Annotated in this window: 17 protein-coding genes; 5 read left to right on the top strand and 12 right to left on the bottom strand. The window is 65.6% G+C overall.

The genetic code is table 11. The features are described from left to right. From V7Q39_RS11705 to V7Q39_RS11650, 12 genes are all read right to left on the bottom strand, one after another. On the bottom strand, positions 1-742 hold a 742-nt coding region (locus V7Q39_RS11705; RefSeq protein WP_333816758.1), incomplete at its 3' end, for an L-iditol 2-dehydrogenase. Beyond that, a complete protein-coding gene (locus tag V7Q39_RS11700; protein ID WP_333816757.1) occupies positions 739-1,728 on the bottom strand; it encodes an ABC transporter ATP-binding protein in 990 nt (329 codons plus the stop codon). The genes V7Q39_RS11700 and V7Q39_RS11705, both read right to left, overlap by 4 nt. 7 nt (positions 1,729-1,735) lie before the next feature. After that, a complete protein-coding gene (locus V7Q39_RS11695; RefSeq protein WP_333816756.1) occupies positions 1,736-2,566 on the bottom strand; it encodes a carbohydrate ABC transporter permease in 831 nt (276 codons plus the stop codon). Positions 2,567-2,578: 12 nt separating this feature from the next. Then, entirely contained in the window at positions 2,579-3,451 is an 873-nt protein-coding gene (locus V7Q39_RS11690) for a carbohydrate ABC transporter permease (RefSeq protein ID WP_333816755.1), read from the bottom strand. 180 nt (positions 3,452-3,631) lie between these two features. Next, positions 3,632-4,942: an ABC transporter substrate-binding protein gene (locus V7Q39_RS11685; RefSeq protein WP_333816754.1), complete on the bottom strand. Its 1,311-nt coding sequence runs from the start codon at positions 4,940-4,942 to the stop codon at positions 3,632-3,634. A gap of 105 nt (positions 4,943-5,047) precedes the next feature. Continuing rightward, positions 5,048-5,995 (bottom strand): sugar-binding transcriptional regulator, encoded by a 948-nt coding sequence (locus V7Q39_RS11680; protein ID WP_333816753.1) that lies wholly within the window; start codon positions 5,993-5,995, stop codon positions 5,048-5,050. After that, on the bottom strand, positions 5,992-6,675 hold the full coding sequence (locus V7Q39_RS11675; RefSeq protein WP_333816752.1) for an HAD family hydrolase: 684 nt from the start codon (positions 6,673-6,675) through the stop codon (positions 5,992-5,994). The genes V7Q39_RS11680 and V7Q39_RS11675 overlap by 4 nt, the downstream gene beginning before the upstream one ends. Before the next feature lie 26 nt (positions 6,676-6,701). Further along, positions 6,702-7,463 (bottom strand): RadC family protein, encoded by a 762-nt coding sequence (gene radC / locus V7Q39_RS11670; RefSeq protein WP_333816751.1) that lies wholly within the window; start codon positions 7,461-7,463, stop codon positions 6,702-6,704. A 151-nt stretch (positions 7,464-7,614) separates the two neighbouring features. Further along, on the bottom strand, positions 7,615-8,769 hold the full coding sequence (dnaJ, locus tag V7Q39_RS11665; protein WP_333816750.1) for a molecular chaperone DnaJ: 1,155 nt from the start codon (positions 8,767-8,769) through the stop codon (positions 7,615-7,617). Between the two features lie 72 nt (positions 8,770-8,841). Further along, entirely contained in the window at positions 8,842-10,749 is a 1,908-nt protein-coding gene (gene dnaK, locus V7Q39_RS11660) for a molecular chaperone DnaK (RefSeq protein ID WP_333816749.1), read from the bottom strand. A 221-nt stretch (positions 10,750-10,970) separates the two neighbouring features. Then, a complete protein-coding gene (locus V7Q39_RS11655; RefSeq protein WP_333816748.1) occupies positions 10,971-11,567 on the bottom strand; it encodes an SH3 domain-containing protein in 597 nt (198 codons plus the stop codon). After that, positions 11,564-12,388 (bottom strand): ABC transporter permease, encoded by an 825-nt coding sequence (locus V7Q39_RS11650; protein ID WP_333816747.1) that lies wholly within the window; start codon positions 12,386-12,388, stop codon positions 11,564-11,566. Before V7Q39_RS11650 ends, V7Q39_RS11655 begins: the two co-directional genes overlap by 4 nt. Positions 12,389-12,494: 106 nt before the next feature. Here V7Q39_RS11650 and cysQ point away from each other — a divergent pair, with 106 nt between their 5' ends. The 5 genes from cysQ (at position 12,495) to V7Q39_RS11625 (ending at position 17,276) form a co-directional block, all read left to right on the top strand. Beyond that, on the top strand, positions 12,495-13,283 hold the full coding sequence (gene cysQ, locus V7Q39_RS11645; RefSeq protein ID WP_333816746.1) for a 3'(2'),5'-bisphosphate nucleotidase CysQ: 789 nt from the start codon (positions 12,495-12,497) through the stop codon (positions 13,281-13,283). Next, entirely contained in the window at positions 13,280-14,071 is a 792-nt protein-coding gene (locus V7Q39_RS11640; RefSeq protein WP_333816745.1) for a 3-deoxy-manno-octulosonate cytidylyltransferase, read from the top strand. The genes cysQ and V7Q39_RS11640 overlap by 4 nt, the downstream gene beginning before the upstream one ends. A 175-nt stretch (positions 14,072-14,246) precedes the next feature. Next, a complete protein-coding gene (gene galU, locus V7Q39_RS11635) occupies positions 14,247-15,143 on the top strand; it encodes a UTP--glucose-1-phosphate uridylyltransferase GalU (RefSeq protein WP_333816744.1) in 897 nt (298 codons plus the stop codon). 59 nt (positions 15,144-15,202) lie between these two features. After that, positions 15,203-16,246, top strand: a complete 1,044-nt coding sequence (locus V7Q39_RS11630) for a glycosyltransferase family 2 protein (RefSeq protein ID WP_333816743.1) — start codon at positions 15,203-15,205, stop codon at positions 16,244-16,246. Between the two features lie 19 nt (positions 16,247-16,265). Next, positions 16,266-17,276, top strand: a complete 1,011-nt coding sequence (locus V7Q39_RS11625; RefSeq protein WP_333816742.1) for a glycosyltransferase family 2 protein — start codon at positions 16,266-16,268, stop codon at positions 17,274-17,276. Position 17,277: the final 1 nt, after the last annotated feature.

The following is a 17,277-nucleotide window of genomic DNA, read 5'->3' as shown; positions in this document are numbered from 1 at the left end:
CGAAGCACTGGGCGACGATGTATTTCGCTTCCGGCGTGGCAAGGAAGATCGCCATGCCGGTCAGGTCCTCGGCGGTGCCCATGCGCCCGAAGGGCACGGCCTCGCCGACTTCCTTCTTCTTCTGGCCCAGGGGCTTGCCTTCGTACTTCGCGAAGAAGGCGTCCACCCCGTCCCAATGCTCGCCATCCACCACCCCCGGCGCGATGGCGTTCACGTTGATCCCGTGCTGGATGAGGCCAAGCCCCGCCGATTGCGTCAGGCTGATCACCGCGGCCTTGGTCGCGCAGTAGACCGCGACAAGGCTTTCCCCCCGCCGCCCGGCCTGGCTGGCCATGTTGATGATCGTGCCGCCCTGACCGCGCGCGATCATGTGCCGGGCGGCGGCCTGCAGGCAGAAGAGTGTCCCCGAGACATTGACCGCGAAGAGCCTGTCATAGTCGGCCCGGCTGATCTCGGCGATGGGCGCCGCGCTGAAGAGAGCGGCATTGTTGATCAGGATGTCGAGCTTGCCCATCGTCGCCACGGCTTCCGCGAAGGCGGTGTCGATGGACTCCTGCCGCGTCACGTCCAGCGCGACGGCATGGGCTTTTGGCCCGAGGTCCGCCGCCGCCTTCTGTGCCGCCGCGAGGTTGATGTCGGCAATCGCCACTTCGGCCCCTTCGGCCAGATAGGCGCGGGCGAAGGCCAGGCCGATGCCGCGCGCCGCGCCGGTGATCAGGGCGGTCTTGCCTGCCAGTCTCATAGTGCAAGCCCGTTCGCGTCGAAGCGGTGGATCTTGCCGGCAGGGGCCAGCTTGACGCGATCACCGTGATGCACATGAACCTCGCCCGGCGCGCGGACGGTCAGGGTGCCGATGCCCTCGACCGCGACCTTCAGGAAGCTGTCCGAGCCGAGGTGTTCCGACAGGCCCACCACGCCCTCCCAAGGGCCGTCGCCGACGGTGATATGCTCGGGCCGGACGCCGATGGTATGGGCATTGTGCTTGGCGGCCTCGGCCCCTTCGATGAAGTTCATCTTCGGGCTGCCGATGAAGCCCGCGACGAACAGGTTACGCGGGTTGCTGTACAGTTCCAGCGGTGCGCCGACCTGCTCAATGTTGCCGGCATTCAGCACCACGATCTTGTCGGCCATGGTCATGGCTTCCACCTGGTCGTGGGTGACATAGATCATCGTGGTCTTCAGCGACTGGTGAAGCTCACTGATCTCCTGCCGCATCCCCACCCGCAGCGCCGCGTCGAGGTTCGACAGGGGCTCGTCGAAGAGGAACGCCGCCGGTTCGCGCACGATGGCCCGCCCGATGGCGACCCGCTGGCGCTGGCCCCCGGACAGCTGGCCGGGGCGACGGTCGAGGTAGTTGGCAAGGTTCAGCACCTTGGCGGCGCGTTCCACCCTTTTGTCCTGTTCCGCCTGGTCCATGCCCGCCATCTTCAGCGGGAAGGCGATGTTCTTCCGCACCGTCATATGCGGATACAAAGCGTAGGACTGGAACACCATTGCCAGGCCCCGCTTGGCGGGCGGCAGGTTCGTCGCGTCCTTGCCGTCGATCTCGATCGTGCCGGAAGAGGTATCCTCCAGCCCGGCGATCAGCCGCAGCAACGTGGACTTCCCGCAGCCCGAGGGGCCGACGAAGACGACGAATTCGCCGTCATTGATCTGAAGGTCGATCCCCGGGATGACATGCACGTCACCGAAGCTCTTGCGGACCTTGGTCAGTTCGATCTTGCCCATGATTTCCTCACTTCACCGCGCCGAAGGTCAGGCCGCGCACGAGTTGCTTCTGGCTGAACCAGCCAAGGATAAGGATCGGCATGATGGCCATGGCCGATGCTGCCGAGAGTTTCGCGTAGAACAGGCCCTGCGGCGCCGAGAAGCTGGCGATGAAGGCCGAAAGGGGCGCCGCCTTGGTGGTGGTCAGGACGATGGTCCAGAACGCCTCGTTCCAGGCGAGGATGATGTTCAGAAGCATGGTCGAGGCGATGCCGGGCAGCGCCATCGGCGTCAGCACATGGACGATCTCGCCCCAGAGGCTTGCCCCGTCCATCCGCGACGCTTCCAGGATCTCGCCGGGGATTTCCTTGAAGTAGGTGTAGAGCATCCAGATGATGATCGGCAGGTTCATCAGCATCAGCGCGATGACGAGGCCGAACTTGGTGTCGATCAGGCCCAGGCGCTGGAACAGAAGATACAGCGGGATCATCACCGCGACCGCGGGCATCATCTTGGTCGACAGCATCCACATCAGCAGGTCCTTGGTCTTCCGGCCCGGCACGAAGGCCATGGCCCAGGCCGAAGGCACCGCGACCAGAAGGCCCAGAAGCGTGGAGCCGACCGAGATGACGACCGAGTTCCAGAAGAAGCGCGGATAGTCCGACCGGGCCCAGACCTCGGCATAGTTTGCCAGCGTCCAGTCGGCCGAGAAGAATTCGGGTGGGTTGGCGACGGCGGAGGCTTCGGTCTTGAAGCTGGTCAGGATCATCCAGAGGACCGGGAAGAAGATGATCAGCGCCACCGTCCATGCGGCCAGGGTGGTGATCAGCTTGCGGCGGGGGGTGACGGCGCGTGCCATGTCGGTCTCTCCTTACGCGTCCAGATGACGGCCGATGCCGCGCATCAGGAAATAGGCCACGATATTGGCGAGGATCACCGCGATGATGCCTCCGGCGGCGGCGCGGCCGATGTCCTTGGCGGCGATGGCCTGCTTGAAGATCATGTAGGGAAGCGTGGTCGAGGCCGAGCCCGGCCCGCCCTGCGTGGTGGTGAAGATCTCGCCGAAGATGCCCAGCAGGAAGATCGTCTGGATCAGGATGACCACGGTGATCGCCCGGGTGGCATGCGGCAGGATGATGTAGCGGAACCGGCTGAAGGCCGAAGCGCCATCCATTTCCGCCGCTTCCAGCTGTTCCGAGGACAGCGATTGCAGCGCGGTCAACAGGATCAGCGTGGCGAAGGGCAGCCATTCCCAGCTGACGATGCCGATGACCGACAGCATCGGGTAGTTCTCCAGGAACAGGATCGGCTGGGCGCCGAAACTGCGGGACACGGCGGCGAAAAGCCCGTTCTGCGGATGCATGAACAGGTTCTCCCAGATCGAGGCGGCCACCGGCGGCATCACGAAGAAGGGCGCGATCACCAGGATGCGCAGAAGCCCCTGACCCTTCACCGGCTGGTCGATCAGAAGCGCGATCAGCATCCCCAGCACCACGGTGATGATCAGCACCCCGCCCACCAGCGCCAGCGTGTTGAACATGGCCAGCCAGAAATCGGGCGAGTTCAGGAACCAGCGGTAGTTGGTGAACCCGACCCAGCCGGTCCGGTCCGGAGACAGCAGGCGGTAGAGACGGAAGGAATAGTAGAGCGTCATCGCCAGCGGCACGATCATCCAGATCAGGAGGAGCGCGACCGAGGGGGCCACCATCATGCGGGCGGCGAAGCGGCTGGATTGCGTGGACATGGGGCAGGTCTCCGAATCTTCCGGGGGGTCAGCGACCGATAGGGCGGTGGGGCGGAACCAGGGGCACCACGCAAGCGACGAAACGGGTTTTCGGCTTTGGAAGGGTCGGCTTGCAGGCCGATGGCGCTGCAAGCCGAAGGTGATCCCGGGGGCCTTGGGAGGTTACCCCCGGGGTCGGTGTCACTGGATGTAGCCTGCGGCCTTCATCTCGTCCGTGACCAGCGCCTGGGCTTCCGCCAGCGCCTGCTCGGAGGTCTTCTGGCCAGCCAGCGCCGCCGAGAAGATCTCGCCCACGCTGGTGCCCAGGCCCTGGAATTCCGGGATGGCCACGAACTGGACGCCGACATAGGGCACCGGCTTGACGGTCGGCGCATTCGGGTCAGCCGAGTTGATGCTGTCGATCGTCATCTTGGCGAAGGGCACCTTGGCATATTCCTCGTTGGAATAGAGCGAGGTCCGCGTGCCCGGAGGCACGTTGGCCCAGCCTTCCTTCGACGCGACCAGCGCGAGGTAGTCCTTGTTGGTCGCCCAGTCGATGAAGACCTTGGCCGCATCCTTGGCATCCGATGACGACGGGATCGCGAGGCTCCAGGCCCAGAGCCAGTTGCCGCGCTTGCCCAGCCCGTTGTCGGGGGCGAGCGCGAAGCCCACCTTGTCGGCAACGGTCGAATCCTTGCCCGTCACGAAGGACGCCGCAACCGTGGCGTCGATCCACATGCCGCACTTGCCTTGCTGGAACAGCGTCAGGTTTTCGTTGAACCCGTTGTTCGAGGCCCCGGGAGGCCCGTATTCGTTCATCAGGTGCAGATAGCTGTCCAGCGTCGCCTTCCATTCCGGCTGGTCGAACTGCGGCACCCAGTTCTCGTCGAACCAGCGCGCGCCATAGCTGTTGGACATGGCGGTGAGGAAGGCCATGTTCTCGCCCCAGCCGGCCTTGCCGCGCAGGCAGATGCCGTATTGCTCCTTGGACTTGTCGGTCATCGCGGCCGCGGCCTTCTCGATGTCGGCCCAGGTCGGCGCGTCGGGCATGGTCAGCCCGGCGGCTTCCATCAGGTCCTTGCGATACATCACCATCGAGCTTTCGCCGTAGAACGGCGCCGCCATCAGGTTGCCGTCGACGGTCAGGCCGCCGCGGATCGCCGGAAGCAGGTCGTCCACGTCATATTCCGCCGGGAGGTCGTTGAGGCTGGTGAGCCAGCCCTGCTTGCCCCAGATCGGAACCTCGTAGGTGCCGATGGTGATCACGTCATACTGGCCGCCGCCAGTGGCGATGTCGGTCGTCACGTTCTGGCGCAGGACGTTCTCTTCCAGCGTGACCCATTCCACCTTGATGTCGGGGTGCTTGGCGTTGAAGTCGTCCATCAGGCCCTGCATCCGGACCATGTCGCCGTTGTTCACGGTTGCGACGGTGATCGTCGTTTCGGCCATCGCGACGCCCGAAAGCGTGACAAGGGCCGTTGCGCCCAAAAGGGCGCGCAGCGTCTTCGTCATGTAATCCTCCCTGGATCAGCGTATGAGCAAATCATCGCCTGTTGGGTAAATGCTCACACATTTGCCAGAGTCGTCAAGCCCCCTCTTCCGCCGCAACTGCACGGTTCAGGTCTGGGTCAGCAGGGACCGAGCGGTCGGTTCGTCTGTCACCAACCCATTGATGATGCGGGATTTGATCGCGCCATGAATAGCCGGAACCTTGGATGCGCCCGCAGCAATCCCGATCGAGGGCCGGTCCAGCCCGGGCGCCACCCGCACCCCGCCGGTCCTCCGGTTGGTGCCCAGATCCAGGTAGCGCCCCTCCGAATCGAAGGTCCAGCCGGCCACCTCGCCCGCCGCGCCCGCCGCCTGCATCTCGTCCAGTTCGGCGCGGGTCACGAAGCCGTCGGCCAGAAGCGGCGCGTCCAGCGACATCTGGCCCACGCCGACAAAGACCACATCCGCAGCCTCGGCCAGCGCCACCACCTTCTGCACGGGGGCAAGCGCGTGGAACGCCGCGTTCTCTTCGGGCGTCGGGCTGATCACCGGCACCGGCATCGGATAATGCGGCGCCCGCACCTTGTCGGCGATCCGCATCACCACGTCGAAGAAACTGGCCGAGCCGTCGGGGGCGATGTTGCCGATCAGCGAGACCAGCCGGTGCTGCGGCGCGTCGATCTCGACCATCGCGTCGACCATGCCGCGCAAGGCCCGTCCCGTCCCCAGCGCCACAACCAGGGGCTCCGGCATCCGCAGAAAGCGTTCCAGTTCTGCCGCCGCAGCCGGGGCAATCGCGCGCACCGGGTCCGCCCCGGCGCCAAGGCCCGGCGACACCCGCACGCGGTCCAGCCGGAACCGGTCGCGCAGGGCAGCCTCCAGGTCCAGGCAGGCGCCGATCCGGTGGTTGAGGCGCACATGGATCAGCCCCTCGGCCATCGCCCGGCTGACCAGCCTTTGCGCCCGCTGGCGGCTGACCCCCAGTTCGCCCGCGATCTGGTCCTGGGTCATCCCGGCGACATAGTAGAGCCAGCCCGCGCGGGCCGCTTCGTCCTGAAGGGAGGGTTCGTTGCTCATGCCGGTTGCCTGGCGGATTTTAGACCGGGCGCAATCTGGAAAAAATCGGCGAAGCTGACAAGCCTGCGGTGCGGGCGGGCGTCCTCGGGCTCGTCCGGCGTCTCTGCCCCCAGATGGCTGCCGCCGACAAAGCGCCAGACGGTCATCCCCGCTGCCAGCCCGGCGCGGATGCCTGTCAGGCTGTCTTCGATCACCAGCGTCCGGGCGGGGTCTGCGCCCATCTGTGCGGCGGCGTAAAGGAACAGGTCCGGCGCGGGCTTGCCCCTCGCGACCATGGTCGAGGTGAAGACCCTGTCGCCGATCAGCGGCGCAAGGCCGACCAGCGCCAGCGAGATGTCCACCCGGCGGGGGGAAGAGGAGGTGGCGACGCAGAATGGCAGGCCGATGCCCGCCAGCACCTCCTGCACATGCGGGACGATCTTCAGCTCGGTCTGGAAGGCGGCCAGCAGCGCCTCGCGATAGCGCGCCTCGAAATCCGGCGGAAGGTCGAGGCCGAATTCCCGGCGAATCGTCTCCATCACCACCGGATAGCTCCGGCCAAGGAAATTGCGCTCGACATAGGGCAGATCGATGGCCAGCCCCAGCCGGGCCAGTTCGGTGACGAGCATCCGCGCGCTGATGATCTCGCTGTCGATCAGCACGCCGTCGCAGTCGAAGATGACAAGATCGAACTCGCTCATGCCCCATGCGTAGCGCAAGGCGTGAGCTAAAGGTAGCCCTGCGAGCGGAAGCTCAACTCACGCGATTTGCCGATGATCAGGTGGTCATGCAGCTTCAGCCCCAGCGCCTCGCAGGCGTCCCAAACCTGGCGGGTCATGGACAGGTCGGCGTCCGACGGCGTGGGGTCGCCGCTCGGGTGGTTGTGGACCAGGATCAGCGCGCTGGCGTTCAGCTCCAGCGCGCGCTTGACGATCTCGCGCGGGTAGACGGGGACGTGATCCACCGTGCCGCTCGCCTGCTCTTCATCCGCGATCAGCACGTTCTTGCGGTCGAGGAAGAGGACGCGGAACTGTTCAGTCTCCCTGTGCGCCATGGTGGTGTGGCAATGGTCCAGAAGCGCGTCCCAGCTGGACAACACCGGCTTCTGCATCACCCGCGCCCGCATCATCCGCTGGGCCGCGGCTTCGAGCAGCTTCAGCTCCAGCACCACGGCGGGACCGGCGCCCTTGACCATCTGCAGCCGCGCGTGCGAGGCGGCGACGACCCGGTTGAAATCGCCGAACGTGTCCAGAAGCAGCCGGGCCAGCGGCTTCACGTCCTGCCGGGGAATGGCGCGGAACAGGACCAGCTCCAGCAGTTCGTAATCCGCCAAGGCCGCGCCACCGCCCTGCATGAAGCGGTCGCGCAGCCGCTGGCGATGGTCGGCGATGTAGCTGGGCAGCCGCCCGGTCAGCGCCTGCGGCTCGGCCTCATCAGGCTCGGCAGGCACGGTCAGGGGGAGAAAGGGTTCGTTGAAGGACTGGACCATGGCGCGGAGATTGCCGCGTCATGGTTGAGGAAGGGTTAATGGAGACGGCACACCGAGCCGCCTGTCATCCCCGCGAAAGCGGCGACCCAGGCCCCGGCGTTTGAAGACGGGTCGCCGCTTTCGCGGGGATGACAGGAAGGTGGCGAGGTTGCTACCCCTTCATCCCTTCCCAGAAGCTTTTCACCTTGGAAAAGAACGACGACCCTTCCGGGTTGTTCTCCTCGCTCAGCTTCTCGAACTCGCGCAGCAACTCGCGCTGGCGGCTGGTCAGGTTGACCGGGGTCTCCACCGCCAGCTCGATCACCATGTCGCCGGTGTTCGGCGACCGCAGCGCCGGCATCCCCTTCGACCGAAGCCGCATCTGCTTGCCCGACTGCGCCCCGGCGGGGACCTTGACCCGCGCCTTGCCGCCATCGATCGTCGGCACCTCGATCTCGCCGCCCATCGCGGCGGTGGGCATCGACACCGGCACCCGGCAGAAGAGATGCACCCCGTCCCGCTGGAAAAGCGCGTGCTCCTTCACCTCGATGAAGATGTAGAGGTCGCCGTTCGGTCCGCCGCGCAGGCCCGCCTCGCCCTCGCCCGCCAGCCGGATACGCGTGCCCGTCTCCACCCCCTGCGGGATGTTGACCGACAGCTGCTTTTCCTTCTGCACCCGGCCCTGGCCGCCGCAGGTACGGCAGGGGTTCTTGATGATCTGGCCCATGCCGTTGCACTGGTGGCAGGTGCGTTCGATGGTGAAGAAGCCCTGCTGCGCCCGGACCTTGCCCATGCCGTTGCAGGTGGGGCAGGTGACCGGCTCGGCCCCGCCTTCCGCGCCTGACCCGTGGCAGGTGTCGCAGGTGACAGAGGTGGGCACGGTGATGGTCTTCTGGATGCCGGTATAGGCCTCCTCCAGCGAAACCCGCATGTTGTAGCGCAGGTCCGAGCCGCGCTGCGCGCGTGACCGGCCTCCGCCGCTCCCGCCGCCGCCCCGGCCCATGAAATCGCCGAACAGGTCCTCGAACACGTCCGAGAAGGCGCTGGCGAAATCGCCCTGCTGGCCGTAGCCGCCGGGACGCGGGCCACCACCCATGCCGCCTTCAAAGGCCGCATGGCCGAAGCGGTCGTAGGCCGCCTTCTTCTGGTCGTCCTTCAGGACCTCATAGGCCTCGTTCACTTCCTTGAACTGGGCCTCGGCCTGCGGGTTGTCGGAGTTGCGGTCGGGGTGCAGCTCTTTCGCCTTCGCCCGATAGGCTTTCTTCAGCTCCTCCGCCGAAGCACCCTTCTTCGCCCCCAGAACCTCGTAATAGTCGCGCTTTGCCACGGCAAAACCCCCATGTGGAACCGGCGAGGGGCGGCCCGTTGCCAGACCGCCCCCTTTTCCGATTCCCGCGGCTTACTTCCGCTTGTTGTTGCCCAGGTCCTCGAAGTCGGCGTCGACGATGTCGTCGTCATCCACCGGCCGCGGCTCGTCCTCGGCGCTGCCGCCCTCGGCCTGGGTGGCCTTGTAGATCGCCTCGCCCAGCTTCATCGCGGCTTCGGTCAGGTTCTGGATGCCGCTCTTGATCTTGCCGGCATCCTCGCCCTTCAGCGCGTCTTCCAGCGGGCCCATCGCCAGTTCGATCGCCTCGACGGTGGAGGGGTCGACCTTGTCGCCATGTTCGGACAGCGACTTCTTCGTCGAATGCAGCAGGCTTTCGCCCTGGTTCTTGGTCTCGACCAACTCGCGACGTTCCTTGTCGGCTTCGGCATTCGCCTCGGCGTCCTTGATCATCTGCTCGATGTCCGAGTCCGACAGGCCGCCCGAGGCCTGGATGGTGATCGCCTGCTCCTTGTTGGTGCCCTTGTCCTTGGCTTTCACCGACACGATGCCGTTGGCGTCGATGTCGAAGGTCACCTCGATCTGCGGCACCCCGCGCGGGGCAGGGGGGATCTGTTCCAGGTTGAACTGGCCCAGCATCTTGTTGTCGGCGGCCATCTCGCGCTCGCCCTGGAACACGCGGATCGTCACCGCGTTCTGATTGTCCTCGGCGGTCGAGAAGACCTGGCTCTTCTTGGTCGGGATCGTGGTGTTGCGGTCGATCAGCCGGGTGAAGACACCACCCAGAGTCTCGATCCCCAAGGACAGCGGGGTCACGTCCAGAAGGACCACATCCTTGACGTCGCCTTGCAGCACGCCAGCCTGGATCGCCGCGCCCAAAGCCACGACTTCATCCGGGTTGACGCCCTTGTGGGGTTCCTTGCCGAAGTATTTGGTCACTTCCTCGATCACGCGCGGCATCCGGGTCATCCCGCCGACCAGCACGACCTCGTCGATGTCGTCCTTGCTGACACCGGCATCCTTCAGCGCGGCCATGCAGGGCTTGATCGACTTCTTGATCAGGTCCTCGACCAGGCTTTCCAGCTTGGACCGCGTCAGCTTGACCACCAGGTGCAGGGGCTGCCCGGTGTTCTTGTCCATGCTGATGAAGGGTTGGTTGATCTCGGTCTGCTGGCTGGACGACAGCTCGATCTTGGCCTTTTCCGAGGCCTCCTTCAGCCGCTGCAGCGCCATCTTGTCCAGCGTGAGGTCGACGCCATGCTCTTTCTTGAACTCGTCCGCGAGATACTGGACGATCCGCATGTCGAAGTCTTCACCGCCGAGGAAGGTGTCGCCGTTGGTCGACTTGACCTCGAACAGGCCGTCGTCGATCTCCAGGATGGTGATGTCGAAGGTCCCGCCGCCAAGGTCATAGACCGCGATGGTCTTCGATTCCTTCTTGTCCAGCCCATAGGCCAGCGCGGCAGCCGTCGGCTCGTTGATGATGCGCAGGACTTCCAGCCCCGCGATCTTGCCCGCGTCCTTGGTGGCCTGGCGCTGGGCATCGTTGAAATAGGCGGGCACGGTGATCACCGCCTGGGTGACGGTCTCACCCAGATAGGATTCAGCCGTTTCCTTCATCTTCTGCAGGATGAAGGCCGAAACCTGCGACGGCGAATATTTCTCGCCCCGCACTTCCACCCAGGCGTCGCCGTTGCCGCCGTCGACGATGTGGTAGGGGACAAGCTTCTTGTCCTTTTCCACCTCGGCATCGCCCAGCCGGCGGCCGATCAGACGCTTGACGGCGAAGACGGTGTTGGTGGGGTTGGTCACGGCCTGGCGCTTGGCGGGCTGGCCGACCAGGCGTTCGCTTTCCGTGAAGCCGACGATGGAGGGCGTCGTGCGCGCGCCTTCCGAATTCTCGATCACCCGGGGTTGCGAGCCGTCCATGATGGCAACGCAGGAGTTGGTGGTCCCGAGGTCAATACCGATGACTTTGGCCATGTGTGTATCCCTTTACTTCAGGCGATGTTCCGGCAAGGACCCTTGAAAAGCAGGCATCCCCACCTTGTGAAAAGCGTCAGGTCTGGCGGCCCGGCGCCCGTGTGTGGCGTATATAGGCAGGCGTTTTCAGGGCTGCAACGGTTGGCGCATGGGCTTTGCCGCGAATCTTCTGCAATGATGCGCGGAAATCCGCAGTTTGCCCGGACAAGCCCGGCCAGCCGTCATGGCAAGCCCAGGCGGCAGCAGCCCGAAAGGCGCGCTGGATCCGGCCCGGTCAGGAACAGGTCGGCGGCAATCCCGTAGGCTTGGTCCGACATGCCGTCCGAACACGCGGCGGGTGCCAGGACGGCAATGCCCTCGGGCAGGGTAAGGGCCGCCGTCTGCGACCAGGGCAGCGCGGGCCAGCTGGCGGCGATAGGCGCGATCCGGGGCGCCTCGTCCATGGGCGTCTGCAGCCGGGTCTCGCCCTTCGCCGGGTCGATCCGCAGCGACCAGAAAGGTTCGGTCCCCAGGCAGGTCAGCGGGGTTTCCAGCGCGTTCCAGTCCGGCCCCTCTGCCCGCGACAGGAAACGCATTGCGACAAAGCCGTTGCCTTCCCCGGTGTTCACAAGGCCCCAGCCTTCCGTCTCGTACAGCACCTCGACCCCCGTCGCATCCGGCGCCAGTGTCCCGATCACCGCAGAGCCCGCATCCGGCAGCGCGCGGATGTTCAGAACGTCGTCCGCGGCCACTCCGGTCACGTCATGCGGCGCGGGATAGACCTCGGCCCGCAGCGCTGCCGGAAGCAGCCAGAGCAGCGCCACCGCAAGACGGATCATCGCTGCTTTCCCCAGCTGGCCGAGGCGTGCTGCCGGGTGAAGAACTCCGCCATCAGGCCAATCAGGATGCAGACCAGCGCATATTTGATCGCGTATTCGTACGAGGTATAGCGCGGCGTGTAGTTCAGGAAGACGAAGCCGCGGGTCTGGTCGATGATGTGGAACAGCGGGTTCCAGTCGAACCAGCTGCGGCGGTTGCTGGCAAGGTTGTTGGCCAGCACCATCTTGCCCGAAGCGATCACGTTGGCCCGGGTGTAGAGCGTGACGATGATCATCACCAGCTCGGGCTGCCAGGGTCGGGCCGACATGAACACCATCCCGATCCCGATCCCCGAGAACCAGGACAAGAGATACATGCCCAGCATCCCGACGGGTTCCTCGATGACGACCGGGTTCCAGATCGCGTGATACACGAAGAGGATGGACGCGGCGGCCAGCGTCTGCTGGTAAAGCGATGCCAGTGCCGCGCCCATGATCGAGATGACCGGGTTCATCGGCGCATGCATCATCATCTGCGAGGTCGGCCCGTCCGCCTGCGAGACCGCGCGGATGGTCTTGATATGGGTCATGAACATGAAGACGCCGGACATGACATACAGCATGAAGTCCCCGCGCACCGCGATACGCCGCATCCCGAAGAGCTGCATCATGAAGAACATGACCAGAAGCATGATCAGCGACTGCACGATCGACATCACCAGGCCCAGCACCGCATTGTTGTGCGTCCGGCGCAGGTTGCGGATGGCGATGTGGTAAACCAGCTCCAGCGTCTCGAACGCCAGGCCAAGCCGGGACCGTGCAGCGGGCTTGTGTCGGAACATGCGCCTTTCCCTCCGGCCGGCATCCTGCACCAGGAAATCTTGCCGTTCCGTTGATGGCGAAGGATAAGGACCTCCGAGCCGTTGATCAATCGCCACGGGGGCCGGGATGGATTTTGCCGAACTGATGCTGCTTTTCCGCCGCCTGGCGCTGGAGGCGGGCGCGCGCATCCTGCAGGTCTACCACGGCCCGGACTTCGAGGTCCGCGCCAAGGGCGACGCCTCGCCCGTGACCGAGGCCGACCTTGCCGCCGATGCCGTCATCTCTGCCGGTCTCCGCGCCGCCTTTCCGCAGGTGCCGCTGATCACCGAGGAGCAGGCCGTCAGCCACGCGCTGACCGCCAGCACCTTCTTCATCGTCGATCCGCTGGACGGCACCAAGGAATTCGTCCAGCGCCGCGGCGATTTCACCGTCAACATCGCCTATGTTCAGGACGGCGTGCCCACCCATGGCGTCGTCTATGCCCCGGCGAAGGGGCGGCTGTTCTACACCCTGCCCAACGGCCGCTCGGTCGAGGAGACCGGCCCCTTCGGCCCCGATGCGGGCGTGGTCACGCCGTTGCGCGTATCCACCCCCGACAACGCCGCGCTTATGGTCGTCGCCTCGAAATCCCACCGCGACCAGGCAACGGACGACTACATCGCGCGCTATGCGGTCCGCGACATGACCTCCGCCGGGTCCAGCCTGAAGTTCTGCCTTCTGGCGACGGGCGAGGCCGACCTCTACCCCCGTCTCGGCCGCACGATGGAATGGGACACCGCCGCCGGGGATGCCGTGTTGCGCGGGGCAGGGGGCTGCACCGTCCGCTTCGACGACCACCAGCCCCTCGCCTACGGCAAGCCCGGCTGGGACAATCCGTTCTTCATCGCCCATGCGCCTGGCGTGGTGCTGAAATGAAGACCCTCATCGCCATCCCCGCCCGCTATGCCTCGACCCGCTACCCCGGCAAACCGCTGGTCACGCTCAAAGGCCCCGACGGCGGGAAGACCCTGATCCGCCGCAGCTGGGAGGCCGCGACAGCGGTGCAGGGCATCGACCGCGTCGTCGTGGCCACCGATGACGCCCGTATCGCCGACCATGCGGCAGGCTTCGGGGCCGAGGTGGTGATGACCTCGACGGACGCCCGCAACGGCACCGAACGCTGCGCCGAGGTGGCCGCGAAGCTTTCCGGGTACGACCTCATCGTGAACCTGCAGGGCGATGCCCCCCTCACCCCCGCCTGGTTCGTCGAACACCTGCTTGCGGGCATGGCCGCCGACCCCCAAGCCGACATCGCCACCCCGGTCCTGCGCTGCGATGGCCGGGCCGTTGCAGGCTTTCTCGCCGACCGCCGCGCTGGCCGTGTCGGCGGCACCACCGCCGTCTTCGGCGAACATGGCCGCGCGCTCTATTTCTCCAAGGAAGTCATCCCCTACACCGGCCGCGACTACGCCCCAGACGAGCCGACCCCGGTCTTCCACCATGTCGGCGTCTACGCCTACCGCCCCGCCGCGCTGGCCGCCTATCCGTCCTGGCCCATCGGTCCGCTGGAGACCCTGGAAGGATTGGAACAGCTGCGCTTCCTTGAACAGGGCCGCCCCGTCCTCTGCGTCGAAGTCGAAGCCAAAGGCCGCCAGTTCTGGGAGCTGAACAACCCCTCCGACGTCACGATCATCGAATCCATGCTTGCTACAACCCCTGGGTGAAAAGCGACCGGATGCGGGTATGGATTGTCGCCTTGCCGTCGTTTTTTGATGCGAAAGACGGCCCGCTGGTGCAGTTTACCAATATTGCCGCGGCACTGCCCGCTTAAGGTCAGATTCGGCTGCGAACGACATTGAGTCGAGATTTTAGCGAGACCGGATGGGGTTGGGACGAGTCATGAAGACCAGAAAGATCACCAAGGCAGTATTTCCCGTGGCCGGGCTTGGAACGCGCTTCCTGCCAGCCACTAAGTCGATTCCGAAAGAGATCATGACGTTGGTCGACCGGCCGCTGATCCAGTACGCCATCGACGAGGCCCGCGCCGCCGGGATCAAGGAATTCATCTTCGTGACCTCGCGCGGGAAATCCGCGCTCGAGGACTATTTCGACCACGCTCCCGAGCTGGAATCCGAGCTGAAGAAGAAAAACAAGACCGACCTTCTGGATATCCTCAAGGACACCAACATGGATTCGGGCGCCATCGCCTATGTCCGGCAGAACCGGCCCATGGGTCTTGGCCATGCCGTCTGGTGCGCCCGCCGCCTGATCGGCAACGAGCCCTTCGCCGTCCTGCTGCCCGATGACGTGATCGCCGCCGAAACCCCCTGCCTGCAGCAGATGGTCGAGGCCCATGCCGAAACCGGAGGCTGCATGGTCGCGGCGATGGAAGTCGCACCGAAGCGGACCTCCAGCTACGGCGTCCTCGACATCGCCGAGGACAACGGCGCCATCGTCCGGGTCAAGGGCATGGTCGAAAAGCCGAAACCTGAGGATGCACCCTCGAATCTCGCGGTGATCGGGCGCTATATCCTGACGCCCAAGGTCTTGACCAACCTGAACAAGATCAAGCAGGGCGCGGGCGGGGAAATCCAGCTGACCGACGCCATCGCGGAAGAAACCAAACGCCCCGGCGGCGTCTTCGGCCTGCGCTTCCGGGGTCAGCGCTACGATTGCGGCTCGAAGATCGGCTTCCTGCAAGCCACCGTCGCCTTCGGCTTGTCGCGACCGGAATTCGGCGAGGAATTCGCCGATTTCCTGCATTCGCTGACCGCGATGCAGAAGGCCGCGCAATAGGATTGGCCGTCCGGGGCGAGACACCGGCCTTTCCCCGGCACCTGCCCCATGCCTGTGCGGTGGGCGAGCTTGAGCCGCCCCCCACTGGCCTGACCGGCGTGCTTCTGGCGCTGAAACTGCGCCTTCGCCGCCAACGCCTTCTGGTGCGCGCGATGCGGAAACGTCGCCAGCTTTCGGTGGTGGCGGACCGCACCGCGCAGATCACCCGCGGCGATGTGCTGTGCTTCCTCTGCCTGCGGAACGAGGCGCAGCGCCTGCCGCATTTCCTGCGCCATCATCGCGCGCTGGGGGTCCGGCACTTCCTGGTCGTCGACAACGCCAGCACGGATGGCTCCGCCGTCCTGCTGGCTGACCAGCCCGATGTCTCGCTCTGGCACACCCCCGCCAGCTACAAGGAGTCCCGCTTCGGGATGGACTGGCTGACCTGGCTGCAGATGCGCCACGGTCACGGCCACTGGTGCCTGACGCTCGATGCCGATGAACTGCTGGTCTACCCCTATTGGCAGACCCGCCCGCTGCCCGCCCTGACCGGCTGGCTGGAGGCGCAGGGCCGCGACAGCCTCGGCGCGCTGACGCTGGACATGTATCCCGAAGGCCCGGTGTCGCAAGGCGCTGTGGGGCAGGAGGACGACCCGATCTGCCATCTGTCATGGTTTGATGCGGGGAACTATCAGGTCCAGGTCCAGCCCCGGATGCGCAATCTCTGGGTCCAGGGCGGTGCCCGCGCCCGCGCCTTCTTCGCCGCCGACCCCCGCCGTGCCCCCACGCTGAACAAGACCCCGCTGGTCCGCTGGCACTGGCGGCAGACTTACGTCAACTCCACCCACGCCCTCCTGCCGCCGCGCCTGAACCAGGTCTACGCGGCAGATGGGGGAGAGCTGACCTCCGGCGTCCTTCTCCACACCAAGTTCCTGCCCGGCATCACCGACCGCTCCGCCGAAGAAAAGGCGCGGGGGCAGCATTTCGGCGACGCCAGCCAGTATGCCGCTTACTACGACCGCCTCACCGCCGACCCGGTCTTGCGCTGCGCCGCCTCCACCCGCTACACCGGCTGGCGGCAGTTGGAGGCTTTGGGCCTGATGTCGCGGGGCGGCTGGATATGACGGGACAGGCGGGGGCCGTATGGGCCTGATCGACCTCATCCGCCTGCGCGTGCGCCGCCGCTACCTGCTGGCCCGCGCCTTCCGCCGCCGCCGCCAGCTCACCCCCGTCGCCGACCGCACCGCCGGGCTTGCCGCGCAGCCGATCCTCCTCTTCTCCACCCTCCGCAACGAACGCATCCGGCTCCCCTACTTCCTCGCCTACTACCGCCGCCTCGGGGTGGACCACTTCCTCATCGTCGACAATGGCTCCGACGACGGCAGCCGCGACTACCTGGCCCGGCAGCCCGACGTCTCGGTCTGGTCCGCCACCGCCGGCTACCGCCAGTCGCGCTTCGGCATGGACTGGATGATGCATCTCCTCCGCCGCCACGGCCACGGGCGCTGGTGCCTGACCGTCGATGTCGACGAATTCCTCGTCTACCCATTCTGCGAGACCAGACCCCTCCGCGCCCTCACCGACTGGCTGGACAGCGCCGGAACCCCCAGCTTCGCCGCGATGATGCTGGACATGTATCCCAAGGGCGCGATGCACGAGCAGCCCTATGCCGAAGGGCAGAACCCCTTCGAGATCGCCCAGTATTTCGACAGCGGCAACTACCTGATCAATCGCAATCCGCTCTACCGCAACCTCTGGATCCAGGGCGGCCCCCGCGCCCGCCTCTTCTTTCCCGACCGCCCGAAACACGCGCCAGCCATGAACAAGACGCCCCTGGTCAAGTGGCACCGCTCCTACGCCTATGTCTCCTCGACCCATATGGCCCTGCCGCGCCACCTGAACCTCACCTACGAGGATCAGGGCGGCGAACGTGCCTCGGGCGTCCTCCTCCATGCCAAGTTCCTGGATACCTTTGCCGCCAAGGCCGCCGAGGAACTGGCGCGTGGCCAGCATTATGCCGAAAGCCACGAATACCGCGCCTACCGCGAGGGCATCGCCCGCGAACGCGATCTCTGGTGCAACTGGAGCGAAAAATATGTCAACTGGCGCCAGCTGGAGGTGCTGGGCCTGATGTCGAAAGGAAACTGGGCGTGAC

This window comes from Tabrizicola sp. (assembly GCF_036781545.1).
Classification (GTDB): Bacteria; Pseudomonadota; Alphaproteobacteria; order Rhodobacterales; family Rhodobacteraceae; genus Tabrizicola.
Note: the sequence above shows the minus strand (reverse complement) of the source record. Positions and strands in the feature narration are given on the sequence as shown.